Source organism: uncultured Tenacibaculum sp. (genome assembly GCF_947502995.1).
In the GTDB taxonomy this organism is placed as follows: domain Bacteria; phylum Bacteroidota; class Bacteroidia; order Flavobacteriales; family Flavobacteriaceae; genus Polaribacter.
In genome coordinates this window covers 45529-71444 of sequence record NZ_CANNBW010000008.1, presented here as the reverse complement: position 1 = coordinate 71444, position 25916 = coordinate 45529, and the positions used below count along the sequence as shown (strand labels likewise).

The window sequence follows — 25916 nt, the reverse complement described above, 5'->3', positions numbered from 1 at the left end:
AGTATATTGAACCTATCTGAGTACTTTGTAAAAAAAGTATTAAAAATCAAACCATGAAAAATAAATCGATTGCAATACTAATGCTTACGTTTTTCTCTACCGTATTATCTGCACAAAATAACTATGAAAAGTTATGGAAAGAAGTGCATCATTTTGAATTATTTAATCAGCCTAAGTCTGCATTAAAAGTTGTTGAAAAAATATACAAGCAAGCAAAAAAGAAAAAGAATGCTCCTCAAATTGTAAAAACACTTTTATATAAGAGCAAGTTTTCGTTGACTTTAAATGAGGATGCACAATTAAAAATTATTTCTCAGTTTAAAGAACACATAAACCAAAGCAACACTCCTACAAAAAACGTATTACAAAATATTCTTGCCAATATGTATTGGCAATATTTTCAAAGTAATAGATGGAAGTTTTATCAAAGAACGAAAACAGCTTCTAAAGTTGATGAGTCTGATTTTAGAACTTGGGATTTAGAAACACTTTTTGCCGAAATTCATTTAGAATTTCAAAATTCATTAGCACAGAAAAACGAACTTCAGAATATTGATATTAAAACTTTTCATTCTTTACTTATTAAAGAAAAAAACTCGGAAAAATATCGCCCAACATTATATGATTTTTTAGCACATAATGCTTTAAGTTTTTATGAAACTGATGAAACAAGAATTACTAAACCTACCTATCAATTTAAAGTAGCAGACGAAAAACTAATTTCTGAAGCCGAACAATATGCTTCGTTAAAATTAGACAGTAAAGATAAATTGTCTTTACAATTCAATGCCTTAAAAATTTATCAAGATTTAATTGCTTTCCATTTACTAAAACAAAATACCAATGCTTTAGTAGATGTCGATTTAAAACGTTTAAACTTTGTAAAATCTAAAGCTACTTTTTCAGAAAAAAATGAATTATACTTAAAAACTTTATTAGACTCTGAAAAGAAATTTAATTCACACGAAGCCTCTGGTTTATATACTTTTGAAATTGCGTACAAGCATCATAATGATGCTAATAAATATAGAAACTCAAAGAGCAAAAACAAATCTTTACGTTTTAAAAACCAAGAAGCTTTAAAGCTTTGTAATGCTATTATTCAAAAGTTTCCAAAAAGCTTTGCTGCGGATAAAAGTGAGCTATTAAAATTAAAAATAAAGAAGAAAAACATTTCAATTACTGCTGAAGAATATATTCCTTCTCAAACATTTTCTAGAGTTTTAGTAAACTATAAAAATATCGATCAACTTCATTTTTCTATATATAAAGTTAGCCAAAAAGAATTAGAAGAAATCAAGAGATCATTTCCTAATAAAATACAGATTAGTCGTATTAACGAACTAAAAAAAATAAATACTTGGTCTCAAAAACTTCCTAACGAATTCGATTATCAAAGTCATACCAATGAAGTTATTATTCCTAAACAAGAAAAAGGTACATATATACTTGTTGCCTCAATTAGCGAAGAATTAAATCATAAAAACATTTATGGTTTTGCTTCTTTTCAAGTTTCAGATTTAACTTTAGTAACAAGAATTCAAACTGGAACAACGGTTTATCAAGTTGTTGATAGAAATACTGGTAAACCTATAGAAAAAGCTCTAGTAAACTTCAGCAATAAAAAAAGAAGACATGGAAAAAGTATTAATGTTTCATATTTCACCGATGCAAATGGAGAAATAAAATATAATCCAAAAGATTATTATGGAAATGTTACTGCTAAAATCACATACAAGAATGATGTCGTATTAATAGATAATCTATATTTAAGAAGATTGTATAACGATTTTCATGAATCTACAAGACAAACCGAAACTTTTTTATTTACAGATAGAAGCATTTATAGACCGGGACAAACTGTATTTTTTAAAAGTATTTCTTTAGAAAAGTTTAAAAATAAATCAACAGTAATTGCGAATCAGAATATTGAAGTAGCAATTAAAGATGTTAACAATGTTACGTTGCATACATTAAGATTAAAAACGAATGAATTTGGTTCTGCATCAGGAGAATTTATACTTCCAAATTCCGGATTAACTGGAAGTTTTCAAATCGTTACAACCATAAACGGAAGAAGAAGTTATGAATATATCTCGGTTGAAGAATACAAACGACCTAAATTCGAAACTAATTTTAAACCAATTACTACTTCTTTCAAAATGTATGATAGTATTAAAGTTGTTGGTTTTGCAAAATCTTATGCAGGAACTAATATTACTGATGCAAAAGTCACTTACCGTGTTCATAGAAAAGTGCAATTTCCTCGTTGGTATTACTGGTATCGTCCTTCTTTTAACAGTTCTGAATCGCAAGAAATAAGAAATGGTGAAGTGACTACTAACGATAAAGGAGAGTTTGAAATTACTTTTAAAGCTTTACCAGATGAAAGTGTAGCTAAAGATCAGTTACCTATTTTTAATTATGAAATCACAGCAGATGTTACCGATCTTAACGGAGAAACTAGAAGTAAAACTACTATAGTAAAAGTAGGTTATCATAGTTTAGTTGCGACTATTAGTATTGATGACAAACTAAATAAGAATGATAAAAAACATTCTTTTGAAATTGATAGTAAAAATTTAAATGGTGAATTTGTTCCTGCTGTTGGTGAAATAAAAATCTATAAATTAAAAGCACCTAAACATCCTTTAAGACAAAGACCTTGGATGAGTCCTGATTACCAAACCATTTCTCAACAAGAATTTGAAGAAAAATTTCCTCACGATCCGTATAAAGATGAAAATAATCGCAGGTATTGGGAAAAAGGAGATTTAATTTTTAATGAAAAATTTAATACTGAAAAAGCTAAAGAAATTTCACTTAAAAAAATTAAAAATTGGATTTCAGGAAGTTATGTTATAGAGTTATCTTCAAAAGATAAATTCGGACAAGCTGTGAGTGATAAAAGTTATTTCACTGTATTTTCAGATCGAGACAAAGTCCCTGTAGATAATCAACTATTTACTTTTAGAACAGATAAAAAATCATACAAGATTGGAGAAACTGCTAAAATAACTGTAAGCACAAACTCTAATGATCTTACTGTGATGTTGTTTGTAGAAAAAAAACATGAAGTAATTGCTTCTCACTATATACATTTAGACAAAAACAGTAAAACCATTGAAATACCTGTTACAAAAGAAGACTTAGGAGGGTTTGGCGTTCATTACCATCTGGTAAATTACAATGATTTTAAACAAGGAAGACAAATTATTGATGTTCCTTATCCAAATACAGATTTAGAAATTATAACTAAAACCTTTAGAGATAAATTACAACCTGGACAAAAAGAAACTTGGTCTTTCACAATAAAAGGAGCTAAAAAAGAAAAAGTAACAGCCGAATTATTAGCCGGAATGTATGATGCTTCTCTAGATCAATTTAAAGATCACCTATGGGATTTTTACCCTATTGACGAACCTAAATATTATAGTTCTAGCTCAAGTAGTTCAAGAGGTTTTGGAACTACACGTTTTGCTTTTCAAAATTTAAATCATAACAATTACACTAATTATCCTTCTTTAAAATACGATAGTTTTAATTGGTTTGGTTTTAGTTTTAACAATAGTAGTTGGGTAAATAGACAATATTTAAGTCGATTAGATCGCCCAACACAAATTAAGAAATCAGGAAGTTTTACTGGTACTGTTTCAGGTATAATTCGTGATGAAAGCGGACCTCTACCAGGTGTTTCTGTCTTAGTTAAAGGAACAACTAATGGAGATGAAAGTAATATTGATGGTAAATTCTCGATTAAAGTTAACAATGGTGATGTTCTATTATTCAGTTTTGTTGGAATGAAAACTGTAGAAGTTCCAGTAAAAAGCTTTTCAAAACTCGATATTTTCATGGAAAGTGATAACATACTAGAAGAAGTTGTTGTTACAGGATATGGTGAAAGAACAGAAAGAACTGCAATTTCTGCATCAGCTGTAAAAAGATTAGATGTCAGAAATGCTGCTCCTTCTAAAAAAGTAAGAAGCAAACAAGCTAACGCAATTATAACTGAACAAAATGATGTCGAAGATGGTTTGGCTAGCGGACTTTCGAAAGATAGCTTGAGTTCTAAACAAATAGATTTAAAAACAATAAAAGCACGTAAAAACTTACAAGAAACAGCTTTTTTCTATCCTAAATTGTTAACTGATAAAAACGGAGATGTTTCTTTTACATTTACAATGCCAGAAGCCTTAACAAAATGGAAACTACAATTACTAGCACACACTAAAGCATTACATTCTTCTACTGAAGTTTTAGAAACAGTAACTCAAAAAGAATTAATGGTTGTACCAAATGCACCTCGTTTTTTACGTGAAAAAGATCAAATTACAATTAGTGCTAAAATTAGTAATCTAACCGATAAAACACTTCAAGGAGTAAGTCAATTAATTTTAACTGATGCTATCACAGGAAAAGCTATTGATACTGATTTACAAAACAAACAAGTACAAAAAAGTTTTTCTGTAGATGGTAACGGAAACACAAATGTATCTTGGAACCTAGTTATTCCAGAAACAATTCAAGCTGTTGAATATAAAATTGTAGCACAAGCAGACCAATTTAGTGACGGAGAACAAAATGTACTTCCTGTACTTTCTAATCGAATGTTGGTTACAGAAACTCTACCAATGTGGGTAAGAGGAAACCAGACTAAAACATTTACATTAGAAAAATTAAAGAATAATAGTTCTATAACATTAAAACATCATCAACTAAGTTTAGAGGTTACTTCTAATCCTGCTTGGGAAGCCGTTCAGGCACTTCCATATTTAATGGAATATCCACATGAATGTGCAGAACAAACTTTTTCTCGTTATTATGCTAATACATTAGCTAGTTTTATTGCAAATAGTAATCCTAAAATTCAGAATGTATTCAATCAATGGAAAAACAGTGAGACTTTAATCAGTAATCTAGAAAAAAATCAAGAATTAAAATCACTAATCATTCAAGAAACACCGTGGTTACGCGATGCACAATCTGAAAATGAACAAAAGAAACGTATTGCTTTACTTTTCGATTTAAACAAAATGCAAAATGAGCAAAGTAATACAATTAACAAATTGCAACTCATGCAAATGGAAAATGGTGGTTTTCCATGGTTTAAAGGATCAAACTATGCTAGTCCGTACATTACAAATCACATCGTAACAGGATTCGGTCATTTACAAAAACTTGGAGTGACAAATGAAGGTGCAATTTCAGAAGACATGATTGTAAACGCTATTCAATTTTTAGATGAACACATTGAATATCAATATAATTTACTTTTAGATAGTGCTAAACGTGTAAAAGCTTCTAAAAATAAAAAAGCATATGATAAATTTTTAGCTCAACAACATATCGGTTATTTCGAACTTCAGTATTTATACATGAAAAGTTTCTTTAAAGATTATAAAACTTCAAAGAAAACTAAAAAAGCTATTGATTATTACACTAAACAAGCTGCAAAATATTGGAATAATTTTAATTTATATGGAAAAGGTTTAAATGCTTTGATTCAATTTAGAAATGGCAATAAAAAATCTGCCAATTTGATTTTAAAATCTTTGGAAGAAAACAGTATTACTTCAGAAGAATTAGGAATGTATTGGAAAGAGAATAAAGCAGGTTGGTATTGGCATCAAGCGCCTGTAGAAACTCAAGCTTTATTAATTGAAGTTTTTGCTGAAATTAAAAATGACACTAAAATTATTGACAACTTAAAAGTTTGGTTACTTAAAAACAAACAAGTAAATCGTTGGAAAACTACAAAATCAACCTCAGAAGCAATTTATGCGTTACTTTTACAAGGCACAAATTGGCTTGCTTCAGACGAGTTAGTAACTGTTACTATTGGAAATAAAGTTATCGATCCAACTCAACTTGAAAACACTAAAATTGAAGCTGGAACAGGTTATTTTAAAACTTCTTGGAACGGAAAAGAAGTTACTCCAGATAAAGCAAAGGTTACTTTAACTAAAAACAATAAAGGTATTGCCTGGGGTGGATTATACTGGCAATATTTTGAAGATTTGGAAAAAATCACACACGCTAAAACGCCTTTACAAATCACTAAAAAATTATTTAAGAAGATAAATTCTGATACAGGTAAAGAATTAAAAAAACTATCTGAAACTGATTTAGAAATTGGTGATTTGGTTACTGTAAGAATTGAATTAAAAGTTGATAGAAATATGGAATTCATTCATATGAAAGATATGAGAGCTGCAGCTTTTGAACCTGTTAATGTATTATCAAAATACAAATGGCAAGATGGTTTAGGTTATTATGAAAGTACCAAAGATGCAGCAACACACTTTTTCTTTGATCGTTTGCCTAAAGGAGTTTATGTTTTTGAATATGACGTTCGTGTAAATAATAAAGGTGATTTTAGTAACGGTATAACTACTATACAGAGTATGTATGCACCAGAATTTACAAGTCATTCTAAAGGAGTTCGTGTTTCAATAAAATAATTTGTATGCAATTTAAGACAAGCTGTTTTTTAACTTTTTTTATACTGATAATTAGTATTAAATCTTACACCCAAAATATTGATTTAAAATCGTATCGTTGGAAAAATAGAATGATTGTTATTGTTTCTAAAGACTCAAAAGACAGCTTGTATATAAAACAGTTACAGGAATTTTCTCAACCTGCAAAAGCTTTTAAAGAGCGTAAACTAAAAGTATTAGATGTACAAAAAAATAGGGTTCGTGAAATTTCATTCAGAAATAATAAAACCGAAATAGGACCTTGGAAAAATGAAGCTAGTTTATACAATACATATGCTTCAAAGAAGCCTCCTTTTAAAGTCATGTTGATTGGTCTTGACGGAGGGAGAAAAAAAACTGTAAAAAATAAAGTATTTACCAAAGATTTACTTTTCACTTTAATTGATGGAATGCCTATGAGAAAAGCTGAGTTAAAAAGGAATTAGTATTTTTAAAGACTATTAAACTATGGATCTTTTTAACTAATGAAGCCCATTAAACAAGTTACATTCAAAAAGAAAAATAGAGATCATCTTTATTTTGATTTGGTTGATTTAAGTAATATTATACATTTAAAACCTACAGATCATAATCAATTTGAACATCATAAAGTTTCTTTTTATGTAATCGTTTTCATTACCAAAGGTGAAGGAACTCATAGTATTAACTATCAGGATTATTCTTATCAAAAAGGCACTGTTTTTACACTTAGAAAAAATAACATTCATAAATTCTACAAATCTGAAGCTAGCGGGAAAATTCTTGTTTTTACCGAAGATTTCATTATAAAATACTCAGACAAGTTCGAAACTTTAAAACTATTTCAACTTTTTAATGAAATGTTAAGTGCTCCTAAAATTCAATTAAACTCTAGTGAATTTGAAGAAATTCATAAAATTATATTTCAAATTAACATTGAATTTTCTAACAGTAACGATTCTTATTCTACTCCTATTATCAGAAGTTTAATTCAAGTATTGATTTTAAAATTATTACGAATAAAATCAAAAAACAATACTAACTTCAACAATAAAAACTACCATTTAAAATTCACTAAACTCCAAGAACTAATTGAAAAAGAATGCTTTGAAAGTAAAAAAGTTTCCTTTTATGCTGAAAAATTAGGTGTAAGTTCTAAAACACTGAATAATATTACGCAAAGTATTATTGGTAAATCTACAAAGGCATTCATTGATGAAATTTTGATTCTACAAATTAAAAGACTCATTATCAACTCTCAACTTTCATTAACTGAAATAGCATATCATGTTGGTTTCGATTCACCGACTAATTTTTTTAAATACTTCAGAAAACGAACTCAGCTTTCTCCAAAAGAGTTTAAAGAACTAAATAAATAAACAACTTTCCCATTTTTACCCTAAAAATATTTTTTTTCACCTAAGCTTCTTTTCTGACCAATATACTTTTGAGGTAAATTAATATTAAACCAATTTATCATGAAGCGATTCATTTCTTTATCGAGTATAGTATACTTAACTATGCTAATTACCGGATGTAATGCTCAGCAAAAAAACTCAAAAGAGATTATGAAAAATAAAGAAGCAATTTCTGCTTTTTATCAGAAAGCCTTAACCGTAAATAAAGATACAAGACCTACAGCTGTTTTAACTCCGTTAATGGCAGAAGGATATCAATCGTTTAATTCTACTGGTTCAAAAGGAGCAAAAGAATTAATGGGACAATTAGAATTCTTCTGGAAATTAATTCCTGATTTAAAGTGGGAAACACAACAAATCATAAATGATGGAGACAAATATGTAGTAAAAAGTATTGCTACAGGAACACCTAATGGTGACTTTATGGGATTGCCAACAAACGGATCTAAATCGTTTAAAATAATGACTATCGATATTCATACCATGAAAGACGGAAAGTTTGTAAGTACAAATCATATTGAAGATTGGGCTACTGCAATGCAACAATTAAAATCTAAAAATGATTCTTCGGAGGAAACTATGAAAGTTGCCATGGATTTTATGGGAGCCATGGGGAAAGGTGATATGAAAAAAATGGTCAGCTTAATGCATGATAATATGGTTTGGCACAATGAAGGTGATAAAAGTATGCCTTGGATTGGACCATGGAAAGGTAAAAAAACAATTTTAGAAAAGTTTTTACCTGAGTTTGGATCAAACTTTAAAACTATAAAATGGGAACCTAACGATGCTTTATCTAAAGGAGATACTGCTGCTTTCTTTGGAAATATGATTGGTGAATTAACAAAAACAGGAAAACAAACTGAAGAATTCACATATGCATTACGTGTAAAAGTTAAAGACGGAAAAGTGATTCTTTGGAATTGGTTTGAAGATAGTTATGCAGTCTCTAAAGCTTATCATAATTAGTAAGATACTAATTCATTTATCGCCTTATTTATTTTAAAAGAACTGAAATAATTTTACGGGTTAAATATGTATTTAACTTTGATTATAGTTAATACAAATAAATAACTCAATGCAGAGATGTATTGAGTTTTTACTTTTAGATATAGAGAATATAAACGAATTAAAAAGTAATAACTCAATAAACATGAAATACTTTAATTACTAATCTGTAACCTTAATAAAAATTCAAATTCTTTATTACTTAATACACTTTCTTTTTTAAAGTAATCGTCTGACTTTATTAACTCTAAAATCATTCTTCTATCTGCACTTTTTAAACGCAGCTTTTTTATTAGCATTGTATTGGTGATCATAACTTATAATTTTGGGGAAATGTTATTTATACACTTTAAAATTATAAATTACAGTAGAGAAAAATAGAGGTTTATAGACGAATGGTATTAAAGTAAAGACAACACCTATAATTGCAATGTTTAAAGCATTATCGACACGACTTCTAAGTGGTTATTTCTTTAATTTTTAAAGTTTTTTTCTGCTTTAAATAAACTACAATACCAGTTAAGACTATTAGTGGAGTAATTCCATGAGGTAACCTATAAATTACTTGATACATATTTTGATGAAGAGATTGTATAGGAAAATCCCAATAAAAATTAGCGACTATTCTTGCCAAAGCAGTTAATAAACCCCAAACTACAGCATAAATCAATGCATATTTATTAAGCTTCGGAATAAAAATTAAGATAGCTAAAACAAAATCTAAAATTCCTGCTATATATAAAAACGAGAGCGCAAAAGATTCAGAACAACCAAAAATATTTATTACCATATCGACAAATTTCCCTGGTACAGGATACGCTCCAAAAGCATACAAACCATGCGAGAAAAATGTTACTGCAATTAATATTTTCAAAATAAAATATAACCTTTCTTCACTATACTTTTCTTTTAAAGAATATAACAAAACAAAAGGCAAACCAAATTGAATACTATGTTCGAAAAATTGTGCAAAATGATAAAACTTCTCTTTGGTTAAAAGAACAGTTAAAATAACTAAGCTTAATCCTCCAATAAAAATTGGAATTTTTAATAATTTCTTATTAGATTTTGTAATTAATAAACTTGAAATTGCAGCTATTGTATATAAAACACCTTTTCCTATAATTAACGATTGTACAAAAAAATCAGTAGTACTACTTGTTGCATAAGTTGTCCAAGAAACACCAAACCAATTTTCAATTACAGGCTTTAAAAGAGATTCATCCCAAAAGAAAGTTCTATAAGGAGCATCCCAAAAGAGATGTTGCCAAGCTCTACCAAAAAAAATAAAAAAAATAGATAGTTTGAGGAGATTAATTTTATTCATACCCCAAATTAAGTGTAAACAATGTTAACTGATAAAAACGGAGATGTTAAATTTACTTGAATTTATAGTTAAGTGATTTAATTTTTAATTAACAATTGAAAATCAATACGATTCATTTTATAACTTTTTTACATTCGCAGCAATTTAACCAATTAATCTCTACTCCAAAATGAAAAAACTTTTATCAATAGCAATCCTTCTATTAATAGGGTTCAATCTTAATGCAAATAACGATAAATATCGTCTTACCTTAAGAGACGATCCAGCTACAACTATTGTTATTGGCTGGAATCAAATTTCTGGTAGTAACCCTAGAGTTTACTATGGAACTACAGATTATGGAACTGACTATAATCGCTATGATTTTAACATGGCTCCAACCAAAGCAGTTTCTTACAAAGGAATGAACAATCATTTCGCTAGATTAACAGGTTTACAACCAAATACTGCATATTACTTTGTTATTAGAGACAGTCAAGGAACAAGTCGCCGATTGTGGTTTAAAACTGCTCCTGCTGATAATAGCAGATTATCTTTCATTGCTGGTGGAGACTCGAGAAATAACAGAACTCCAAGAAGAAATGCGAATTTACTTGTATCTAAACTAAAACCTCATGCTGTTTTATTCGGAGGTGATATGACAGATAATGACACCAATAGTCAATGGCGAACTTGGTTTGATGACTGGCAATTAACTATTGCATCAGACGGAAGAATGTTTCCTATCATTGCTGCTAGAGGTAATCATGAGGATAGTAATAACAGTATTTACAATTTATTTGATGTACCTTCTACTAGTGTATACTATGCCATAACTTTTGGTAATAATTTAGTAAGAACCTATACATTAAACACAGAAATTTCAATTTCTGGAAATCAAACTACTTGGTTAGGTAACGATTTAAATTCTACAAATACAATTTGGAAAATTGCACAATACCACAAACCAATGCGTCCTCATGTTCGTTTTAAAAGCGAAGGAAATAGTCAGTATGGTAATTGGGCTCGTTTATTTTATGATAAAAATGTGAAGTTAGTTGTAGAATGTGATGCGCATACCGTAAAAACTACATGGCCAGTTCGTCCTTCTTCTTCTTCTGGAAATGATGAAGGATTTAAAAGAGATGACAACGGTACTACATATGTTGGAGAAGGATGTTGGGGAGCTCCATTACGTTCTAATGATGATAATAAAAACTGGACTCGTAATTCTGGAAGATTTAATCAATTTAAATGGATTTTTGTTGACGAAAATAAAATTGAAACAAGAACAATACGTGTAGATAATGCTTCAAACGTTGGTTCTGTTTCTAATAATAATTCTTTTCAAATTCCTTCTAATTTAGATGTTTGGAATCCTTCAAACGGTAGTGTTGTTACTATTAATAAAAATACTTCTGGAGGTGGTGGTGACTCTGGAAATGGAACACTAGAAGTAGCCATAGCAAACGGTAGTGATGATGTAGAAGAAAGAGAAAATGGTAGTATTTATGCTAATAGTAGTGATTTAGAACTAGTTTATGACAGTTATGAAAATAACGGATTTCAAAAAATAGGATTACGTTTTAGAGGTATCAATTTACCTAAGAATGCTTCAATAACTAGTGCTTATCTTCAGTTTAATGCTGATGAAAGTAATAGCGCTAGTACTGAACTAGAAATTAGTTTACACGACAGTAGTAACTCACCTGCTTTTTCTAATTCAAATAATGTATCTGACAGAGCTACTTTTTCATCAAAAATTACATGGAAACCGAGCTCTTGGTCATCTAACCAAAATGGAAGCGCACAACGAACTCCGAACTTAAAAAATATGGTGCAAAGCTTAGTAAATAAAAGCAGTTGGGTGTCTGGAAATAGTGTAAGTTTTCTTATTAAAGGTAAAGGTACTAGTTTAACAAGTACTTCGGCTAAACGTGTAGCAGATTCTTATGAAGGTGGTGCCAGCAAAGCAGCTCGATTAATTGTTAATTACACAACAGATGGAGACACTACTAATCCAGATATTTGTTCAGGTATTGCTGAATGGAGAAGCGGTGTAAGTTATTCAGCTGGAACAAAAGTAGTTTACCAAGGTAATTTATTTGAAAGAACATCTGACGGGTGGAATTTCTTAGGAGCTTGTGGTAGTACAGCTAATAGATTTTATAATGAAAGTACTCTAACTTATCCTCCAATTCTTTCAGCTAACGATTTTGAAATAAAGCCAAATCCATTTACGAACAACATAACTATTTCTATGAAAAAGGCGTACCTTCGCGCGCCAATAGAAATCATCTTATATGATGTAAATGGTAGAGTTGTATTCCAAGAGAAAAGTATAATTGATACTGATGGTGATAAAAAAATCACACCAAAATCAAAAGCCTCTGGAGTATATTTTTTACATGTTAGAGAAGGCGATGAAATAATAATGAAGAAAAAACTTATCAAGAAATAGATAATTAATCAAGAAAAACCGGGAGAATTTTTTTTGATCTTTATTCCGCTAATTCATTTTCAGAATTAGCGGTTTTTTTTGAATATTTTTTGGAATGAATATTCCATTTATTATATCTTTGCATCATGACAAAAAAAGATAGTATCATACAAGCTGCTTTAAAACTGCTTACTTCAAATGGAATACACGCTACTCCAATGTCTGCTATTGCTAAAGAAGCTGGTACAGGAATGGGTACTATCTACAACTACTTTCCTAACAAAGAAATTTTAATTAATCATATTTATCAGTTTATTAAACTTCAAGAACAAGAAATCTTTGAACCTTTTCAACCTGATAAAGAAATTAAAACGCAATTCTTTAATTATTACAGTTTAGCTGTTAATTTTTTCATTGAAAACATTCAGTTTTTTCAATTTATGGAACAACTACAAGCATCTCCTATAATTACAGAAGAAAGCAGAAAACTAGGAGAAAAAGCAACTGTAGAAGTTTTAAATCTTGTTAAAACTGGAAAAGAAAAAAATGTAATTAAACCTATAGAAACTCAAGAATTACTTCAGTTTATAGGAGGTTCTTTATTATCTACAATTCGTTGGAATACTCAAAATACAAGTAAAACATACATTAGCAATCAAATAAAATTGGTTTGGGATGCTATTAAAGTGTAAAAAATTTATTTAAAATTGGAATGAACATTCAATCCAAAAAAAACAACAACTTATGAATAAAAATATTTTAATCACAGGAACATCAACAGGAGTTGGTTTTGAAGCAGCTTTACTTTTTGCTGAAAATAATTTTAAAGTTTATGCTACTATGCGAAACTTAACTAAAAGTGAAGCTTTAAAAAAAGAAATTAAGGATAGAAATTTAGCAATTGAAATTCTTGAATTAGACGTTACTAAAAACGATTCTATTCAGAACGCTATAAATACAATTATAGAAAAAGATGGAAAACTTGATATTCTATTAAACAATGCAGGAGCTGGATTTGCCAAAACCTTAGAATTTGCTTCTCAGGAAGAAATAGACTGGGTTACTGATGTAAATTATACTGGTGTAATTAGAACAACAAAAGCTGTGATTCCTCAAATGAGAAAACAAAAAAGTGGACATATAATTAATATCACTTCTATTGGTGGTTTAGTGGGACAACCTTTTAATGAATTGTATTGTGGTGCTAAGTTTGCAGTTGAAGGTTTTACAGAAGCTTTGGCTAGTTACTTAACTCCTGCATTTGGTATACAATTTTCTTTAGTTGAACCTGGAGGAATTGCTACAGAATTTATGACGAATGCTGTACAAAAAACTCAAAATGAAAACGGTGAACTAGCAACTGGTGTATATGCTCCTATATTTCAAAAATATATAAGCGGAGCTCAAAATAGAGCTGGTAATAATGATGTTTCTCCATATCAAACAGGAAAAGAAGTTGCTCAAGTTGTTTTAAACGTTGCTACTTCTGAAAATCCTCCTATTCGAATTCGTACTTCAGAATGGGCAGAGAATTTAGGTCATTTAAAAACAATGGGAGATCCTGATGGGACAAAATTAGTTCAACAAGTACAATCATTTTTCTTGTAAACATGGCATTTATATATTGGTCTTCTACTCTACTCTTTTCTGTTTTTCTTTTAATTAGTTCGTACTCATATATATTTAATTCAGCAACAATTGAGGGTATAAAAGCATTAGGTTTTCCGGATTTTTTTAGAATTCAACTAGCAGTTTTAAAAACTATTGCTGCATTAGTTCTAGTGATTCCTTCTATTCCCGATTTCATAAAGGAATGGAGTTATGTTGGTAGTGCTTTGTTTCTAATCACTGCTTTAGTTGCTCATATAGCCAACAAAGACTCAATATTTATAAGTGTATTACTAGTAGTTTTGTGTATTATTTTATCATTTTCATATTTTTCTTTCCATAAATTATAATAAGAAAAGCCTCAGTAAAAACTGAGGCTAATTGTTAAAACACATAAGACGTGTATTCTAACAAAGTAAATAATCAAACTTTCAATTTTATTCTAATACTCTATGTTTGTTCCAAATTCCTATAAGTTCTTTTTTATAAAAATCAACATCACTTTCATCTAACTTAACTACAAGCTCTTTTATACTCTCTATCATTTCAGTTATAAATTCATCTTTTGGAGCTTCTAAACAGTTATGATAATAATTACAATTGTATAAACTATAGTTTGTTTCTGCTACCAAAGCTGTTAAAAATAATTCTTTGTTATCTGCTAAATATATTTCTAAACCATTATCTAGTAAATCAGTAAATTGTTCATCTCCATGTTGACCTGCACAGCTCATTAATCTAGCTACTATAAGCTTCACTGTTTCTTCAGTAAAACCATATTTACTTATAACACTATCTATATCTCCCCATTGACAAACCTCATGATCTAAATCACAGGTTCTAAGAAAATCTATATAATTCTTAATGTATTTTTTATCGGTTTCAACCAAAGACATCATCGCACCGTTTCCTAATGGTGTTTCACAATCTTCCCAAATTCTTATTCCATATTTTCCATTTTCAGCAGTATTTACATAATCAATAATAAAATCTAATAATTGTTCGTATTGTACCACCGATTTAAAAAATGCCATTTCACCATCTATAAGTTCCATGACCATTTCTTCTTTGTACATCACTTTTATGGTATAATTAAACTCATAAATCTCATCTTTTTCTTTAAGAGAAACTAATGTAGAGGTTAACGACTTTAAAATATTTTTGCAATCATTTAACTCAAGTTCTTTATTGAGATTTGTTTTAGGAATTATTATTTCTTCTGAAAACGAATTTTCTCCTTCTGCTTTACAGTTAATTTTTATGATATAACTCATGGAAATATTTATACAAACTTTAGACTTACGAAGTTAACACCGAAGAGTTTCATACAATACCCGGTTTTCAGGGATTTTATTAAGCCCAAAAAAATATTTAGTCAATTTGTATTAAAAAAAAGTTTACATTTGATTTACCTATGGTAAAATAAAATGTTAGGTTTTACTTATTTCGTGAACTTTTTTTTAAGGAAGATAAAAAAATGTTTTGTGTTTGGGAAACGCAACGAAAAAATTAAGGTTTCTTCCGATCTTATTTTAAACACACTTCAAAATCTTCGTTTACGAGGTGTGTATTTAGAGCTTTTAGTTTAGTTCTATAATTTCAATTTTGGTTATATCAAGTCAAGCTATTAGATAGTTAAAGGATTTGTTATCTATAATTTTAATTGAAATTAAATGAATACTAAATATAAAGACTTAATTGAACAAACTTTTGATTTTCCCCAAGAGGAATTTCATACAAAACATGAAGAATTATTTTTTCATGATATTAATCTAATGGAGTTAATTAAACAATATGGAACTCCATTAAAATTCACATATCTACCTAAAATCTCAGAGAATATTATTAAAGCCCAAAAATGGTTTAATAATGCTATTGAAAAATTTAATTATAAAGGTAATTATAATTATTCGTATTGTACCAAAAGTTCACATTTTCGATATGTTTTAGAAGAAGCTTTGTCAAATGATATTCATATTGAAACTTCATCTGCTTTTGATATCGACATTGTTAAATCATTAAAAAAACAAGGAAAACTAAAAGATAGCGCCTTTGTTTTGTGTAATGGCTTTAAAAGAGATCAATACATTGCTAATATTATTAGCCTCATAGAAGGAGGCCATAAAAACTGTATTCCTATTATTGATAATTATGAAGAATTGAATCTACTTTTAGATGAAACAAAAAGTAAATTAAATATAGGAATTAGAATTGCTTCTGAAGAAGAACCAAAATTCGAGTTTTATACAAGTCGTTTGGGTATTGGTTATAAAAACATTGTTTCCTTTTATGAAAAGGAAATAGCTAACAATCCTCAAGTAGAGTTAAAAATGCTACATTTTTTTATCAATACAGGTATAAGAGACAACTCATATTACTGGAATGAATTATTAAAATGTTTAAAAGTATATACTCAATTAAAAAAAGTATGCCCTTCATTAAACAGTTTAAATATTGGAGGAGGTTTTCCTATTAAAAACTCATTAGCTTTTGAATATGATTACGAATATATGATTGAAGAAATTGTCAATCAAATTAAAACTGCTTGTGATGAAGAAGGTGTTGATACTCCTAACATTTTCACAGAATTTGGAAGCTTTACTGTTGGAGAAAGTGGTGGAGCATTATATGAAGTTTTATATCAAAAAAAACAAAATGATAGAGAAAAATGGAATATGATAAACTCCTCTTTTATTACAACTTTACCAGATAGTTGGGCTATTAATAAACGTTTTATTATGCTTCCAGTAAATAAATGGAATCATAAATACGAACGAGTATTATTAGGTGGCCTTACATGTGACAGTGATGATTATTATAATTCTGAACAACATGTAAATGCTATTTATTTACCTGAATACGAAAAAAACAACCCTTTATATATTGGTTTTTTCAATACTGGTGCATATCAAGAATCAATTGGTGGGTTTGGTGGTTTACAACACTGTTTAATTCCACACCCTAAACATATTTTGATTAGAAAAAATCAAAACGGAGAAATTATATCTCAATTATTCAAAGAACAACAAAAAAGTAAAGAATTACTATCAATTTTAGGATATGAAAACGAATAGAACTTACGCTGGTATTCCTGAAAAACATGGAAAATTAGAAACTGCTAAAATAGTTTTAATACCGGTTCCTTATGATGGAACTAGCACATGGCAAAAAGGAGCTGATAAAGGTCCTGAAGCTTTTTTACAAGCTTCTAAAAACATGGAATTATACGACATCGAAACCAATAGTGAAGTATATAAAGAAGGAATTTACTTAACTGACCCTATATTAGAAAATTCTTCTCCTGAAACTATGGTGGAAGAAGTACACCAAATCACAAAAAAGTATATTAATAAAAACAAATTTGTTACTCTTTTCGGAGGAGAACATTCAATTTCAATTGGTTCTATAAGAGCCTTTAATGAATGTTTTAATAATTTAACTGTATTGCATATAGATGCACATGCAGATTTACGTAAAGAATATGAAGGCAGTTCTTGTAATCATGCCTGTGCTGTTTATGAAGCCAATCAAAATACAAATTTAGTTCAAGTTGGAATCCGCAGTATGGATATTTCTGAAACACGAGTAATCAATAGAGATAAAGTCTTTTTTGCTCATGAAATGGCTACCAATGAATACTGGATGGATGATGTTTTAGAACAACTTACTGGAAATATTTTTATCACTTTTGATTTAGATGCTATAGATCCTTCAATCATGCCAAGCACTGGAACTCCTGAACCTGGAGGTTTATTTTGGTATGAAACTTTAGAATTTCTTCGTAAAGTATTCGAAGAAAAAAATGTGGTAGGGTTTGATATTGTAGAACTCTGCCCTAATGAGAAAGAAAAATCTTCTGATTTTTTAGCTGCTAAATTATACTACAAAATGCTGAGTTATAAATTCAAATCTACTGAAGAAGTAGAAGAAGAGAATTTTAACGAAAAAAATGACAACCAATCACCTTTTAACAAACTAACTAAATTTAAAGATAATGATGAATACTAATACACATCCAGTATCTGAATTCATAGAAAAATACTTTCTTCATTTCAATGCTGCTGCTCTAGTTGATGCAGCGAAAGCTTATGAAAAACAACTAGAAGACGGTTCTAAAATGTTAGTCTCGTTGGCTGGTGCAATGAGTACAGCTGAATTAGGTAAAATCTTTGCTGAAATTATTCGCCAAGATAAAGTTCAAATTATTTCTTGTACTGGGGCTAATTTAGAAGAAGATATTATGAATTTGGTAGCTCATTCGCATTATAAACGTGTTCCTAATTATAGAGATTTAACGCCACAAGATGAATGGGATTTATTGTTAAAAGGTTTAAATCGTGTAACTGATACTTGTATTCCTGAAGAAGAAGCCTTTAGAAGATTACAAAAACATATTTTCAGAATATGGAAAGAAGCAGAAGAAGAAGGTGAGCGATATTTTCCTCACGAATTCATGTACAAACTTTTACTATCAGGGGTTTTAGAAGAACATTATGAAATAGATATAAAGGATTCATGGATGTATGCAGCTGCTCAAAAAAATTTACCAATGGTAGTTCCTGGTTGGGAAGATTCAACTATGGGAAACATTTTTGCTTCGTATGTGGTTAAAGGTGAACTTAAAGCTTCCACAATGAAATCTGGTATTGAATACATGACATTTTTAGCCGATTGGTATACAGAAAATTCAAAAAATGGAATAGGATTTTTTCAAATAGGTGGTGGAATTGCTGGTGATTTCCCTATTTGTGTAGTACCAATGCTTTATCAAGATTTAGAACGAGAAGACACACCTTTCTGGAGTTATTTCTGTCAAATTTCAGATTCAACAACAAGTTATGGTTCTTATTCTGGAGCTGTTCCTAATGAAAAAATTACTTGGGGAAAACTAGATATCGATACTCCTAAATTTATTATTGAAAGTGACGCTACAATTGTGGCACCATTAATATTTGCTTATTTATTAAAAATGTAATTCTTATGAAACGAATAATAGTTGATTACGAAAAATTAACAGCGAATATATTAGACTTGTTAATAGAAAAATATCCTGACGGATATAATTACGATGATATTATTTCTTTTCAAAATTCGAAAGGAGAAACCATTAGTGCTGTAGAAGTAAGAACTGATGATACTATTTATTTAGTAAAAATTAGTAGAAAGCTTGAAAAAACTATGGATAATTACATGGAAGATGAAAATTCTTTTGATGAAAATAATCTCGACGATTATACAGACAACAATTTCTAATTTAAAACTTTAATTATGAATTATTACAGAGCAGAAAGAAGCATGATTGTTACTGGTGTATACGCTGGTTATAAAAACGGTTACTACACTTTTGTACTAGAAGATAATGACATTATTGATTTTGATGAAATTAACAAAATGATACTTGTAAAATTTGATTTAAAATCGGATGAATGTAAAGGACGAAAATTTGAAATAATTTATCAAGAAATTATAGACGATCTTGATGATGAAGATTTCGTTGAACTAAAACTTGAAGACTTAGAATTAATTTAATTATGAATACATCTTTCCACATGTCTCTTCCTTGTAAAAACATTGAAGAAACCATCAGTTATTATCGTGATCAATTAAATTTAAAAATAGGTAGAAAAACTAACAATTGGGTAGATATTAATCTATTTGGACATCAAGTTACATTTGTACTCACAGAAAAATTTGATTTTCAATTTCCTTTCTACTCTTTAGATAGTGAACAGTTACCTTCTTTTCATTTTGGAGTGGTTTTAGATAACGAAACTTGGGAAAATACTTATGATACAATAAATAGACAATGGTCTTATGACACTATCATTAAGAAAACTTTTTTCGAAGATCAAAACGGAGAGCAAAATACATTCATAGTTAAAGATCCTAATGATTATTACATTGAATTTAAAACCTTTAAAAGGTCTGATGAAATTTTTATGTAACTGTTAGTAAACTTATTTCAAATTAAAATCAGTTCATCTTTCTTACAGTTGAATTGATTTTAATTTTCTTCTAACATGAAAACATATAATTACTGAAATTTAAAATAAAAAAACATTTTTTTCAATCCGTGATTAAACACACAGAAATTATAGCACCTCATACTTTTGAACCTGAAAATCATTGGTATGAAAAATCTCTTAATGCAACTATTCATCCTATGGTAAGTTATTTTTTAAACTTAACCAATGATAGAATAGTAAAACGTTATTGCCATTTAAATCCTAAAGTAAATAGTGATGATCTAAAAGAGATTTTAAACTACAAACCTAAATATTACCATTTATCTGGAGCAGATTTACTTCATGTAACTACTGAAAAAGGAAAAAGACAAATGGTAATTATAGAAAATAACTCTTGTCCTTCCGGACAAAAATCTATGCCACTTTTAAATGAATTTAAAGAACAAGGTGGTTATAGAAAGTTCATGGAACATACTATAAAACCTTTATTAAAAAAGAAAATAAATAATGCTGTTGCTGTTATTTATGACAAGAACTATATGGAAGCTTCTGGTTACGCCCACGCAATGGCTGACATGTTAAATAAGAAGGTTTACCTTGTTCCTTATTATAATGATTTAGACAAGAATCATATCGATATTTCTAATGATTATATACATTTAAAAGTTGGTGAGGAATGGATACAATTAGATTTAGTTTTTAGATACTTAACTCAAAAACCTTGGAACAGATTACCAATTTCTTCAAAAACTAAAATTATTAATCCTACTATTGTTTGCTTAGCTGGTGGAAGAAATAAATTAATTGCCTCAAAAGCGTATTCATTTTACAATTCAGAATTGCAACATAAAAACCTTAAAATTATTACTCCACATACGATTTGGGATGTTAATAAAAATGAAATACCATTATGGGTTGAAAATTTGGGCGGAAAAGCTGTTGTAAAAATACCGTATAGTAATGCAGGACAAGGTGTTTTCACTATAGTTAATGAACAAGAATTGGAAGATTTTATGAAAATGGATTTCGATTATAATAAATTCATTGTTCAAAGTTTAGTAGGTAATTACAATTGGAGTTCTACCACTTCTGAAGGAAAATATTATCATGTAGGAACAGTTCCTAATCAAAAAGGGCAATCTTATGTTTTAGATTTTAGAATGATGATTCACGCTACTAAAGAAGGTTATAAACCAATTTCTATTTACTCTAGACGAGCAAAAGCTCCTCTTAAAGACACATTACAAGACGGTAAAGCATCATGGGATATTTTAGGTACAAACTTATCTTTCAAAAAAGAAAATGGTGATTGGGGCTCGGATACAAACAGACTCTTATTAATGGAAAGAAAAGAGTTTAATAACTTAGGTATTGGCTTAGATGACTTAATAGAAGCTTATATCCAAACTGTATTAACTTCAATAGCTATTGATAAAATGGCTATTCAACTATTAAATAAAAAAGGAACTTTTAAACGTAAACTATTCAAATCGTTAAACGATGACGATTCATTAATTAAAGAAATTATATAATGGCAAAATTCCAGAAGGTTCCAATTATCAAAAGGATTAAATTAGATCAATACGAAAATAACTCATTATCTCATCGTTGGATACATTTAGTTTCTAATGGTATTGCACAACCAATTTATATACCAGCAATTATTGGTAAAGGAGTAAAAGATGGGCCTGTTTTAGGTATTACAGCTGTGGTTCATGGTAATGAATTAAATGGAATGTCTGTAATTCAACGATTATTTAACTCTATTGATTTAGAAAAACTTTCTGGAACAATAATAGGTGTTCCTGTAGTAAATGTACCTTCTATTTTAACCAATGAAAGAAGATTTGTTGATGGAGTTGATTTAAATAGAATAATGCCTGGTGATAAAGACGGTAACAGAAGTAAAGTTTATGCAAATAGAATAATTAATCGAATAGTTAAAAATTTCGATTACTTATTAGACCTTCACACAGCTAGTTTTGGTAGAGTTAATTCTTATTACATAAGAGCTGATTTATCTTCTAAAATTGCGAAACAATTAGCTATAATGCAAAACCCACAAATAATTCTTAACGCTCCTCCAAAAGATGGAACTCTTAGAGGAGCCGCTGCCGATTTAGGTATTGATGCAATTACTGTTGAAGTCGGTGATCCTGATAAGTTTCAAAAAGGAATGATACGTTCTAGCTTAACTGGTGTATATAACACACTTTCTTTTTTAAACATGTATGATGAGCCTATAGATAAAGCAGATCAAAAAGCGGTTATCTGTAAAAAATCATACTGGATTTACAGTCAAGTTGGTGGAATAATTCAAGTTCATTGTGATTTAACACAACATTTAAAGAAAGGAGATTTAATAGCAACAATAAGAGATGTTTTTGGAACAATTTTAAAAGAATATTTTGCACCAGAATCTGGAATTGTTATAGGTAAAAGCACTAATCCAATCGGACAAACCGGTAGTAGAATTATTCATTTAGGTATAGTTAAATAATTTTACAGTATTTTAAAAACAAAAACACCTTTTCAATATTATTTGAAAAGGTGTTTTTTTGTGGAGACGCCGAGAATCGACCTTATTTTGTCTTATTATACCTTAACCCACGCTACAACTACTATCAATACTGATTTTGTAAAATTTTTATAATTCTTTTTATGCTGAAATAGATGTTAAATACTACCTTTATTGACACCTAAATTGACACCTGATAGCTATGACATATACATTCAATCTAAAAGAAAAAAGTAAAGATGGATTAACACTTATTTATTTGAAAGCCTATTTTAAAAATGAGGGTAAAAGATTTGTATACTCTACAGGAGAATCAATTCACCCTGAAGAATGGGATATAAAAAACAGACAGCCAAATAACCTTACAGGAAGAACTTCAAAAGCAGACTCTCATCGAACAATAAAAAGGCAACTTGATCGATATTCTAACTTTTTTATACAAGTAACTGAAACTTTTAAAAACACAAATCAAGAATTAACTGTTGAAAAAGTAAGAAAAGAATTTGACAAGGAATTCAAAAGAGTAGCTAAAGGAAAAAATAAGTTTTATGAAGCTTATGATGAGTTTATGTTATTCAAGCAAAAAAATCAAGAATGGTCTAAAGCTACTATTAAAAGATATTATAATATTAAATCACTACTTGAAGATTTTGAAAAAACAAAAAATTATAAGATTACTTTTAACACCATAAATCAAAAGTTTTATACGGAGTTTACAGATTTTTGCATGGTTCATAGAGGACATATCAATAATACTTTTACTAGAAATGTTGGCTTAGTTAAAACATTTCTTTATTGGGCTTTAAAAAATGGACACACCTACAAAGCTGATTTTATAAAATTCAAAAAGAAACCTAAAGTAATAACGAATCAAATTGCATTAAGAAAAGAAGATTTAGAGCTTCTATTAAAAATGGAAATGCCGTCTAAAAAGTTAGAAAAAGTAAAAGATGTTTTCATTTTCTCTTGTGTTACTGGAATGCGATTTGGTGAATTAAAATATGTATCAAAAAATATTATTAGCGGAAAAACACTATTACTTAAAGAAGAAAAAGGTTCTGGAAAAAAAAGCAGAGAAATACCTCTTAGTAATATAGCTCTACATATTTTAGATAAATATGATTATACTTTACCTTTAATAGCGAATCAAAAGTTTAATGATTATGTAAAAGAAGTTTTTGAAAAAGCTGGATATACACATAATGTTGTAAAAACATCTACAAGAGGAAAAGAAGTGATACGAGAAGAAATGCCTTTTTATAAAAGAATAAGTTCTCATACAGCTAGAAGAACATTTATTACAATGATGAAAAGAAACGGAAAAAGTGATAAACTTATCGCTGAAATATCTGGACATAATGATATGAAAACACTGAATCAATATTATCAAATATCAAACGAAGATGTTAAAGATGCAGTAAACGATACTTTTAATATAACGTTATAAAAACTATGAATTACGGGAAAGAATATATAAAATTATGTAATAAAGAATTATCTGCCTTTAAAAGGGAAATCATAGAACGAATTGAAAAAGATTATGGTTCTCCTGAAACGGCAAATGATCTATATACTAAATATAGTAGTGAAATTCAGCAAAGAATTAATGATGTAAGAGAAAACGATAAAAAAGGCAACAAAGAATCATCTATATCAGGTATATCTCAGGGCTATATATCAAGTAAGCAATATAAATTTGATAGAGTAGAAAACATTATAAATAGAGATATATATCAGTATTTTTTAAAACATTCAGAATACTCTAAGTATAAAGATTTTGAACATTTTATCGAATGCTTTTCAAAACTCTCAAACCTATTACATTTCAGTTCTTTTTTAAGTAAACACAGAAAACTTTTTTGTTTTTTAATAGATCAAGAAAAAGTAAACGATTTTTTTAATATCAAATACATTAAAGATGACCTAAATCAATTGACTTTAAGTAAAGAAAACATTGTTATTGAACAAAATTTCTCTGATCAAAAGATTATAGAAAAAACGGAGATAAAAAATGTTGAAACAAAAAATCAGAATAATAATAACCCATTTACGGAAGATGAAAAGTTTATCTTAATTCATTATTTATTTAAACATGAAAGATCACAAAATAAAAAACTGTCTACTTATGAATTAACCTTGATTTTAAAAATTTCTTGTAGTGCATTTACTAATAAAAAACTTGAAAAAATTAAAGACACTACTTATGAAAAATACCATAAAGGTTATGATTATTACAAAATACCGAAAAAAGAAAAAAAGGAAAAATTAAATACTCTAATTGAAAAATGTGAAAAATTTGAACTCAAGTTTTTTTCACAATATCTGTATAATCAACTTTCTAAAATATAATTCCTCTTCTCCATTAAACACTTATCACAAAAAAGAAAAACAAAATAAACCATTAAAAAACAACCCTTTACCTTTCTCCAAGTTCACTCCATGATTACTCCAAAGGTTTAAATTTTATTACTAAACATATAATCTTTGTGATAACAAAACATAAATATTCAATCCATGGAAACTAGTAATTACTGAATATTATATGTTATCAATTTTAATTTTAAAACAAAAATATAAAATGAAAGGGATTATAGTTACCACTCAAGAAGAACTTGTTGAAATAATAGATACAGCCGTTTCTGCAAGAATAAATTCATTAGAAAATTTAATTCAAAATAAATTAAATCCTAAAAAAGAAAATGTTACTGTTAAAGAAGCTGCTAAAAGACTTAATGTTTCTGAACTAACGGTAAGAAATTATATTAAAAAAGGTATAATTGAAGCATCAAAAATTGGACGAAGAATAGTTATAAACTTAGAAAGTCTTGAAAACACCTTACAAGAAGTTAAATCTTTAAAATATAGACGATAATATGGAAGATTTTAATTTACAAAACGAGATGTCTACAAATAATTTGATTGTTATTGCAGATAATATGCAGTCAGAAATTAGTAAACTAAAAATTAACAGATTATCAGATTCTTTACTAAACAAGCATTTGGATTTCTATGCACAAGAAATAGAGAAAATAATAGATTTAGCAACATGTAATCCTAGATTTAAATGGCAACTTATTGAACAAGAAATAGATTCTTGTTTTAAATCAGACAAATCGGTTACAGGTGTAAATATTGTTTTTGATTGGAAAGAAACTCCTATTCCTAATAGACCTTTAATTAAATTAAAACTGTAA

23 protein-coding genes are annotated in these 25916 nt (G+C 28.6%); 20 read left to right on the top strand and 3 right to left on the bottom strand.

Annotated features, from left to right (window positions below; translation table 11 throughout):
• The first annotated feature begins 53 nt into the window (after positions 1 to 53).
• The 4 genes from Q1A46_RS08060 to Q1A46_RS08045 all read left to right on the top strand — a co-directional run bounded on the left by Q1A46_RS08060 (position 54) and on the right by Q1A46_RS08045 (position 8845).
• Positions 54 to 6461, top strand: coding sequence for an alpha-2-macroglobulin (locus tag Q1A46_RS08060; protein WP_299676449.1), 6408 nt, complete (start codon positions 54 to 56; stop codon positions 6459 to 6461).
• A gap of 5 nt (positions 6462 to 6466) precedes the next feature.
• Complete coding sequence (locus Q1A46_RS08055; protein ID WP_299676447.1) at positions 6467 to 6925, top strand: DUF4174 domain-containing protein; 459 nt, start codon at positions 6467 to 6469, stop codon at positions 6923 to 6925.
• A 39-nt stretch (positions 6926 to 6964) separates the two neighbouring features.
• Positions 6965 to 7837, top strand: a complete 873-nt coding sequence (locus Q1A46_RS08050) for a helix-turn-helix domain-containing protein (protein WP_299676444.1) — start codon at positions 6965 to 6967, stop codon at positions 7835 to 7837.
• A 99-nt stretch (positions 7838 to 7936) separates the two neighbouring features.
• Complete coding sequence (locus Q1A46_RS08045; protein ID WP_299676441.1) at positions 7937 to 8845, top strand: nuclear transport factor 2 family protein; 909 nt, start codon at positions 7937 to 7939, stop codon at positions 8843 to 8845.
• Positions 8846 to 9039: 194 nt separating this feature from the next.
• Here Q1A46_RS08045 and Q1A46_RS08040 read toward each other — a convergent pair whose 3' ends face one another.
• Together Q1A46_RS08040 and Q1A46_RS08035 are read right to left on the bottom strand one after the other, a co-directional pair.
• Positions 9040 to 9198 (bottom strand): hypothetical protein, encoded by a 159-nt coding sequence (locus tag Q1A46_RS08040; protein ID WP_299676438.1) that lies wholly within the window; start codon positions 9196 to 9198, stop codon positions 9040 to 9042.
• Positions 9199 to 9341: 143 nt separating this feature from the next.
• Positions 9342 to 10211, bottom strand: a complete 870-nt coding sequence (locus Q1A46_RS08035; RefSeq protein ID WP_299676435.1) for a hypothetical protein — start codon at positions 10209 to 10211, stop codon at positions 9342 to 9344.
• 169 nt (positions 10212 to 10380) lie between these two features.
• Here Q1A46_RS08035 and Q1A46_RS08030 point away from each other — a divergent pair, with 169 nt between their 5' ends.
• The 4 genes from Q1A46_RS08030 (at position 10381) to Q1A46_RS08015 (ending at position 14588) form a co-directional block, all read left to right on the top strand.
• On the top strand, positions 10381 to 12651 hold the full coding sequence (locus tag Q1A46_RS08030) for a fibronectin type III domain-containing protein (RefSeq protein ID WP_299676432.1): 2271 nt from the start codon (positions 10381 to 10383) through the stop codon (positions 12649 to 12651).
• A 125-nt stretch (positions 12652 to 12776) separates the two neighbouring features.
• Complete coding sequence (locus Q1A46_RS08025; protein WP_299676429.1) at positions 12777 to 13322, top strand: TetR/AcrR family transcriptional regulator; 546 nt, start codon at positions 12777 to 12779, stop codon at positions 13320 to 13322.
• Between the two features lie 52 nt (positions 13323 to 13374).
• On the top strand, positions 13375 to 14238 hold the full coding sequence (locus Q1A46_RS08020) for an SDR family oxidoreductase (RefSeq protein ID WP_299676426.1): 864 nt from the start codon (positions 13375 to 13377) through the stop codon (positions 14236 to 14238).
• Between the two features lie 2 nt (positions 14239 to 14240).
• Positions 14241 to 14588: a DoxX family protein gene (locus tag Q1A46_RS08015; RefSeq protein WP_299676424.1), complete on the top strand. Its 348-nt coding sequence runs from the start codon at positions 14241 to 14243 to the stop codon at positions 14586 to 14588.
• 87 nt (positions 14589 to 14675) lie between these two features.
• On the opposite strand, the gene Q1A46_RS08010 is transcribed toward Q1A46_RS08015, so the two are convergent.
• Entirely contained in the window at positions 14676 to 15512 is an 837-nt protein-coding gene (locus Q1A46_RS08010; RefSeq protein ID WP_299676421.1) for a hypothetical protein, read from the bottom strand.
• Between the two features lie 399 nt (positions 15513 to 15911).
• Here Q1A46_RS08010 and Q1A46_RS08005 point away from each other — a divergent pair, with 399 nt between their 5' ends.
• The 12 genes from Q1A46_RS08005 (at position 15912) to Q1A46_RS07950 (ending at position 25916) form a co-directional block, all read left to right on the top strand.
• Entirely contained in the window at positions 15912 to 17312 is a 1401-nt protein-coding gene (locus tag Q1A46_RS08005; RefSeq protein WP_299676418.1) for an arginine decarboxylase, read from the top strand.
• Positions 17299 to 18246, top strand: coding sequence for an agmatinase (speB, locus tag Q1A46_RS08000; protein ID WP_299676415.1), 948 nt, complete (start codon positions 17299 to 17301; stop codon positions 18244 to 18246). Before Q1A46_RS08005 ends, speB begins: the two co-directional genes overlap by 14 nt.
• Positions 18233 to 19213 carry a deoxyhypusine synthase family protein gene (locus Q1A46_RS07995; RefSeq protein WP_373456507.1) on the top strand — a complete coding sequence of 327 codons (981 nt, stop codon included), beginning with the start codon at positions 18233 to 18235 and terminating at the stop codon, positions 19211 to 19213. Before speB ends, Q1A46_RS07995 begins: the two co-directional genes overlap by 14 nt.
• A 5-nt stretch (positions 19214 to 19218) precedes the next feature.
• On the top strand, positions 19219 to 19491 hold the full coding sequence (locus Q1A46_RS07990) for a hypothetical protein (protein WP_299676412.1): 273 nt from the start codon (positions 19219 to 19221) through the stop codon (positions 19489 to 19491).
• Positions 19492 to 19506: 15 nt separating this feature from the next.
• Complete coding sequence (locus Q1A46_RS07985; RefSeq protein WP_299676409.1) at positions 19507 to 19767, top strand: hypothetical protein; 261 nt, start codon at positions 19507 to 19509, stop codon at positions 19765 to 19767.
• Between the two features lie 2 nt (positions 19768 to 19769).
• Positions 19770 to 20183: a VOC family protein gene (locus Q1A46_RS07980; protein ID WP_299676406.1), complete on the top strand. Its 414-nt coding sequence runs from the start codon at positions 19770 to 19772 to the stop codon at positions 20181 to 20183.
• 128 nt (positions 20184 to 20311) lie between these two features.
• The gene (locus tag Q1A46_RS07975) at positions 20312 to 21736 is read left to right on the top strand and encodes a hypothetical protein (protein WP_299676403.1); all 1425 of its coding nucleotides are present in this window, start codon (positions 20312 to 20314) and stop codon (positions 21734 to 21736) included.
• Complete coding sequence (locus Q1A46_RS07970) at positions 21736 to 22704, top strand: succinylglutamate desuccinylase/aspartoacylase family protein (protein WP_299676400.1); 969 nt, start codon at positions 21736 to 21738, stop codon at positions 22702 to 22704. The genes Q1A46_RS07975 and Q1A46_RS07970 overlap by 1 nt, the downstream gene beginning before the upstream one ends.
• A gap of 220 nt (positions 22705 to 22924) precedes the next feature.
• A complete protein-coding gene (locus Q1A46_RS07965) occupies positions 22925 to 24169 on the top strand; it encodes a tyrosine-type recombinase/integrase (RefSeq protein ID WP_299676397.1) in 1245 nt (414 codons plus the stop codon).
• A 5-nt stretch (positions 24170 to 24174) separates the two neighbouring features.
• On the top strand, positions 24175 to 25071 hold the full coding sequence (locus tag Q1A46_RS07960) for a hypothetical protein (protein ID WP_299676394.1): 897 nt from the start codon (positions 24175 to 24177) through the stop codon (positions 25069 to 25071).
• A 229-nt stretch (positions 25072 to 25300) separates the two neighbouring features.
• On the top strand, positions 25301 to 25594 hold the full coding sequence (locus Q1A46_RS07955; protein WP_299676391.1) for a helix-turn-helix domain-containing protein: 294 nt from the start codon (positions 25301 to 25303) through the stop codon (positions 25592 to 25594).
• Between the two features lies 1 nt (position 25595).
• On the top strand, positions 25596 to 25916 hold the full coding sequence (locus Q1A46_RS07950) for a hypothetical protein (protein WP_299676389.1): 321 nt from the start codon (positions 25596 to 25598) through the stop codon (positions 25914 to 25916).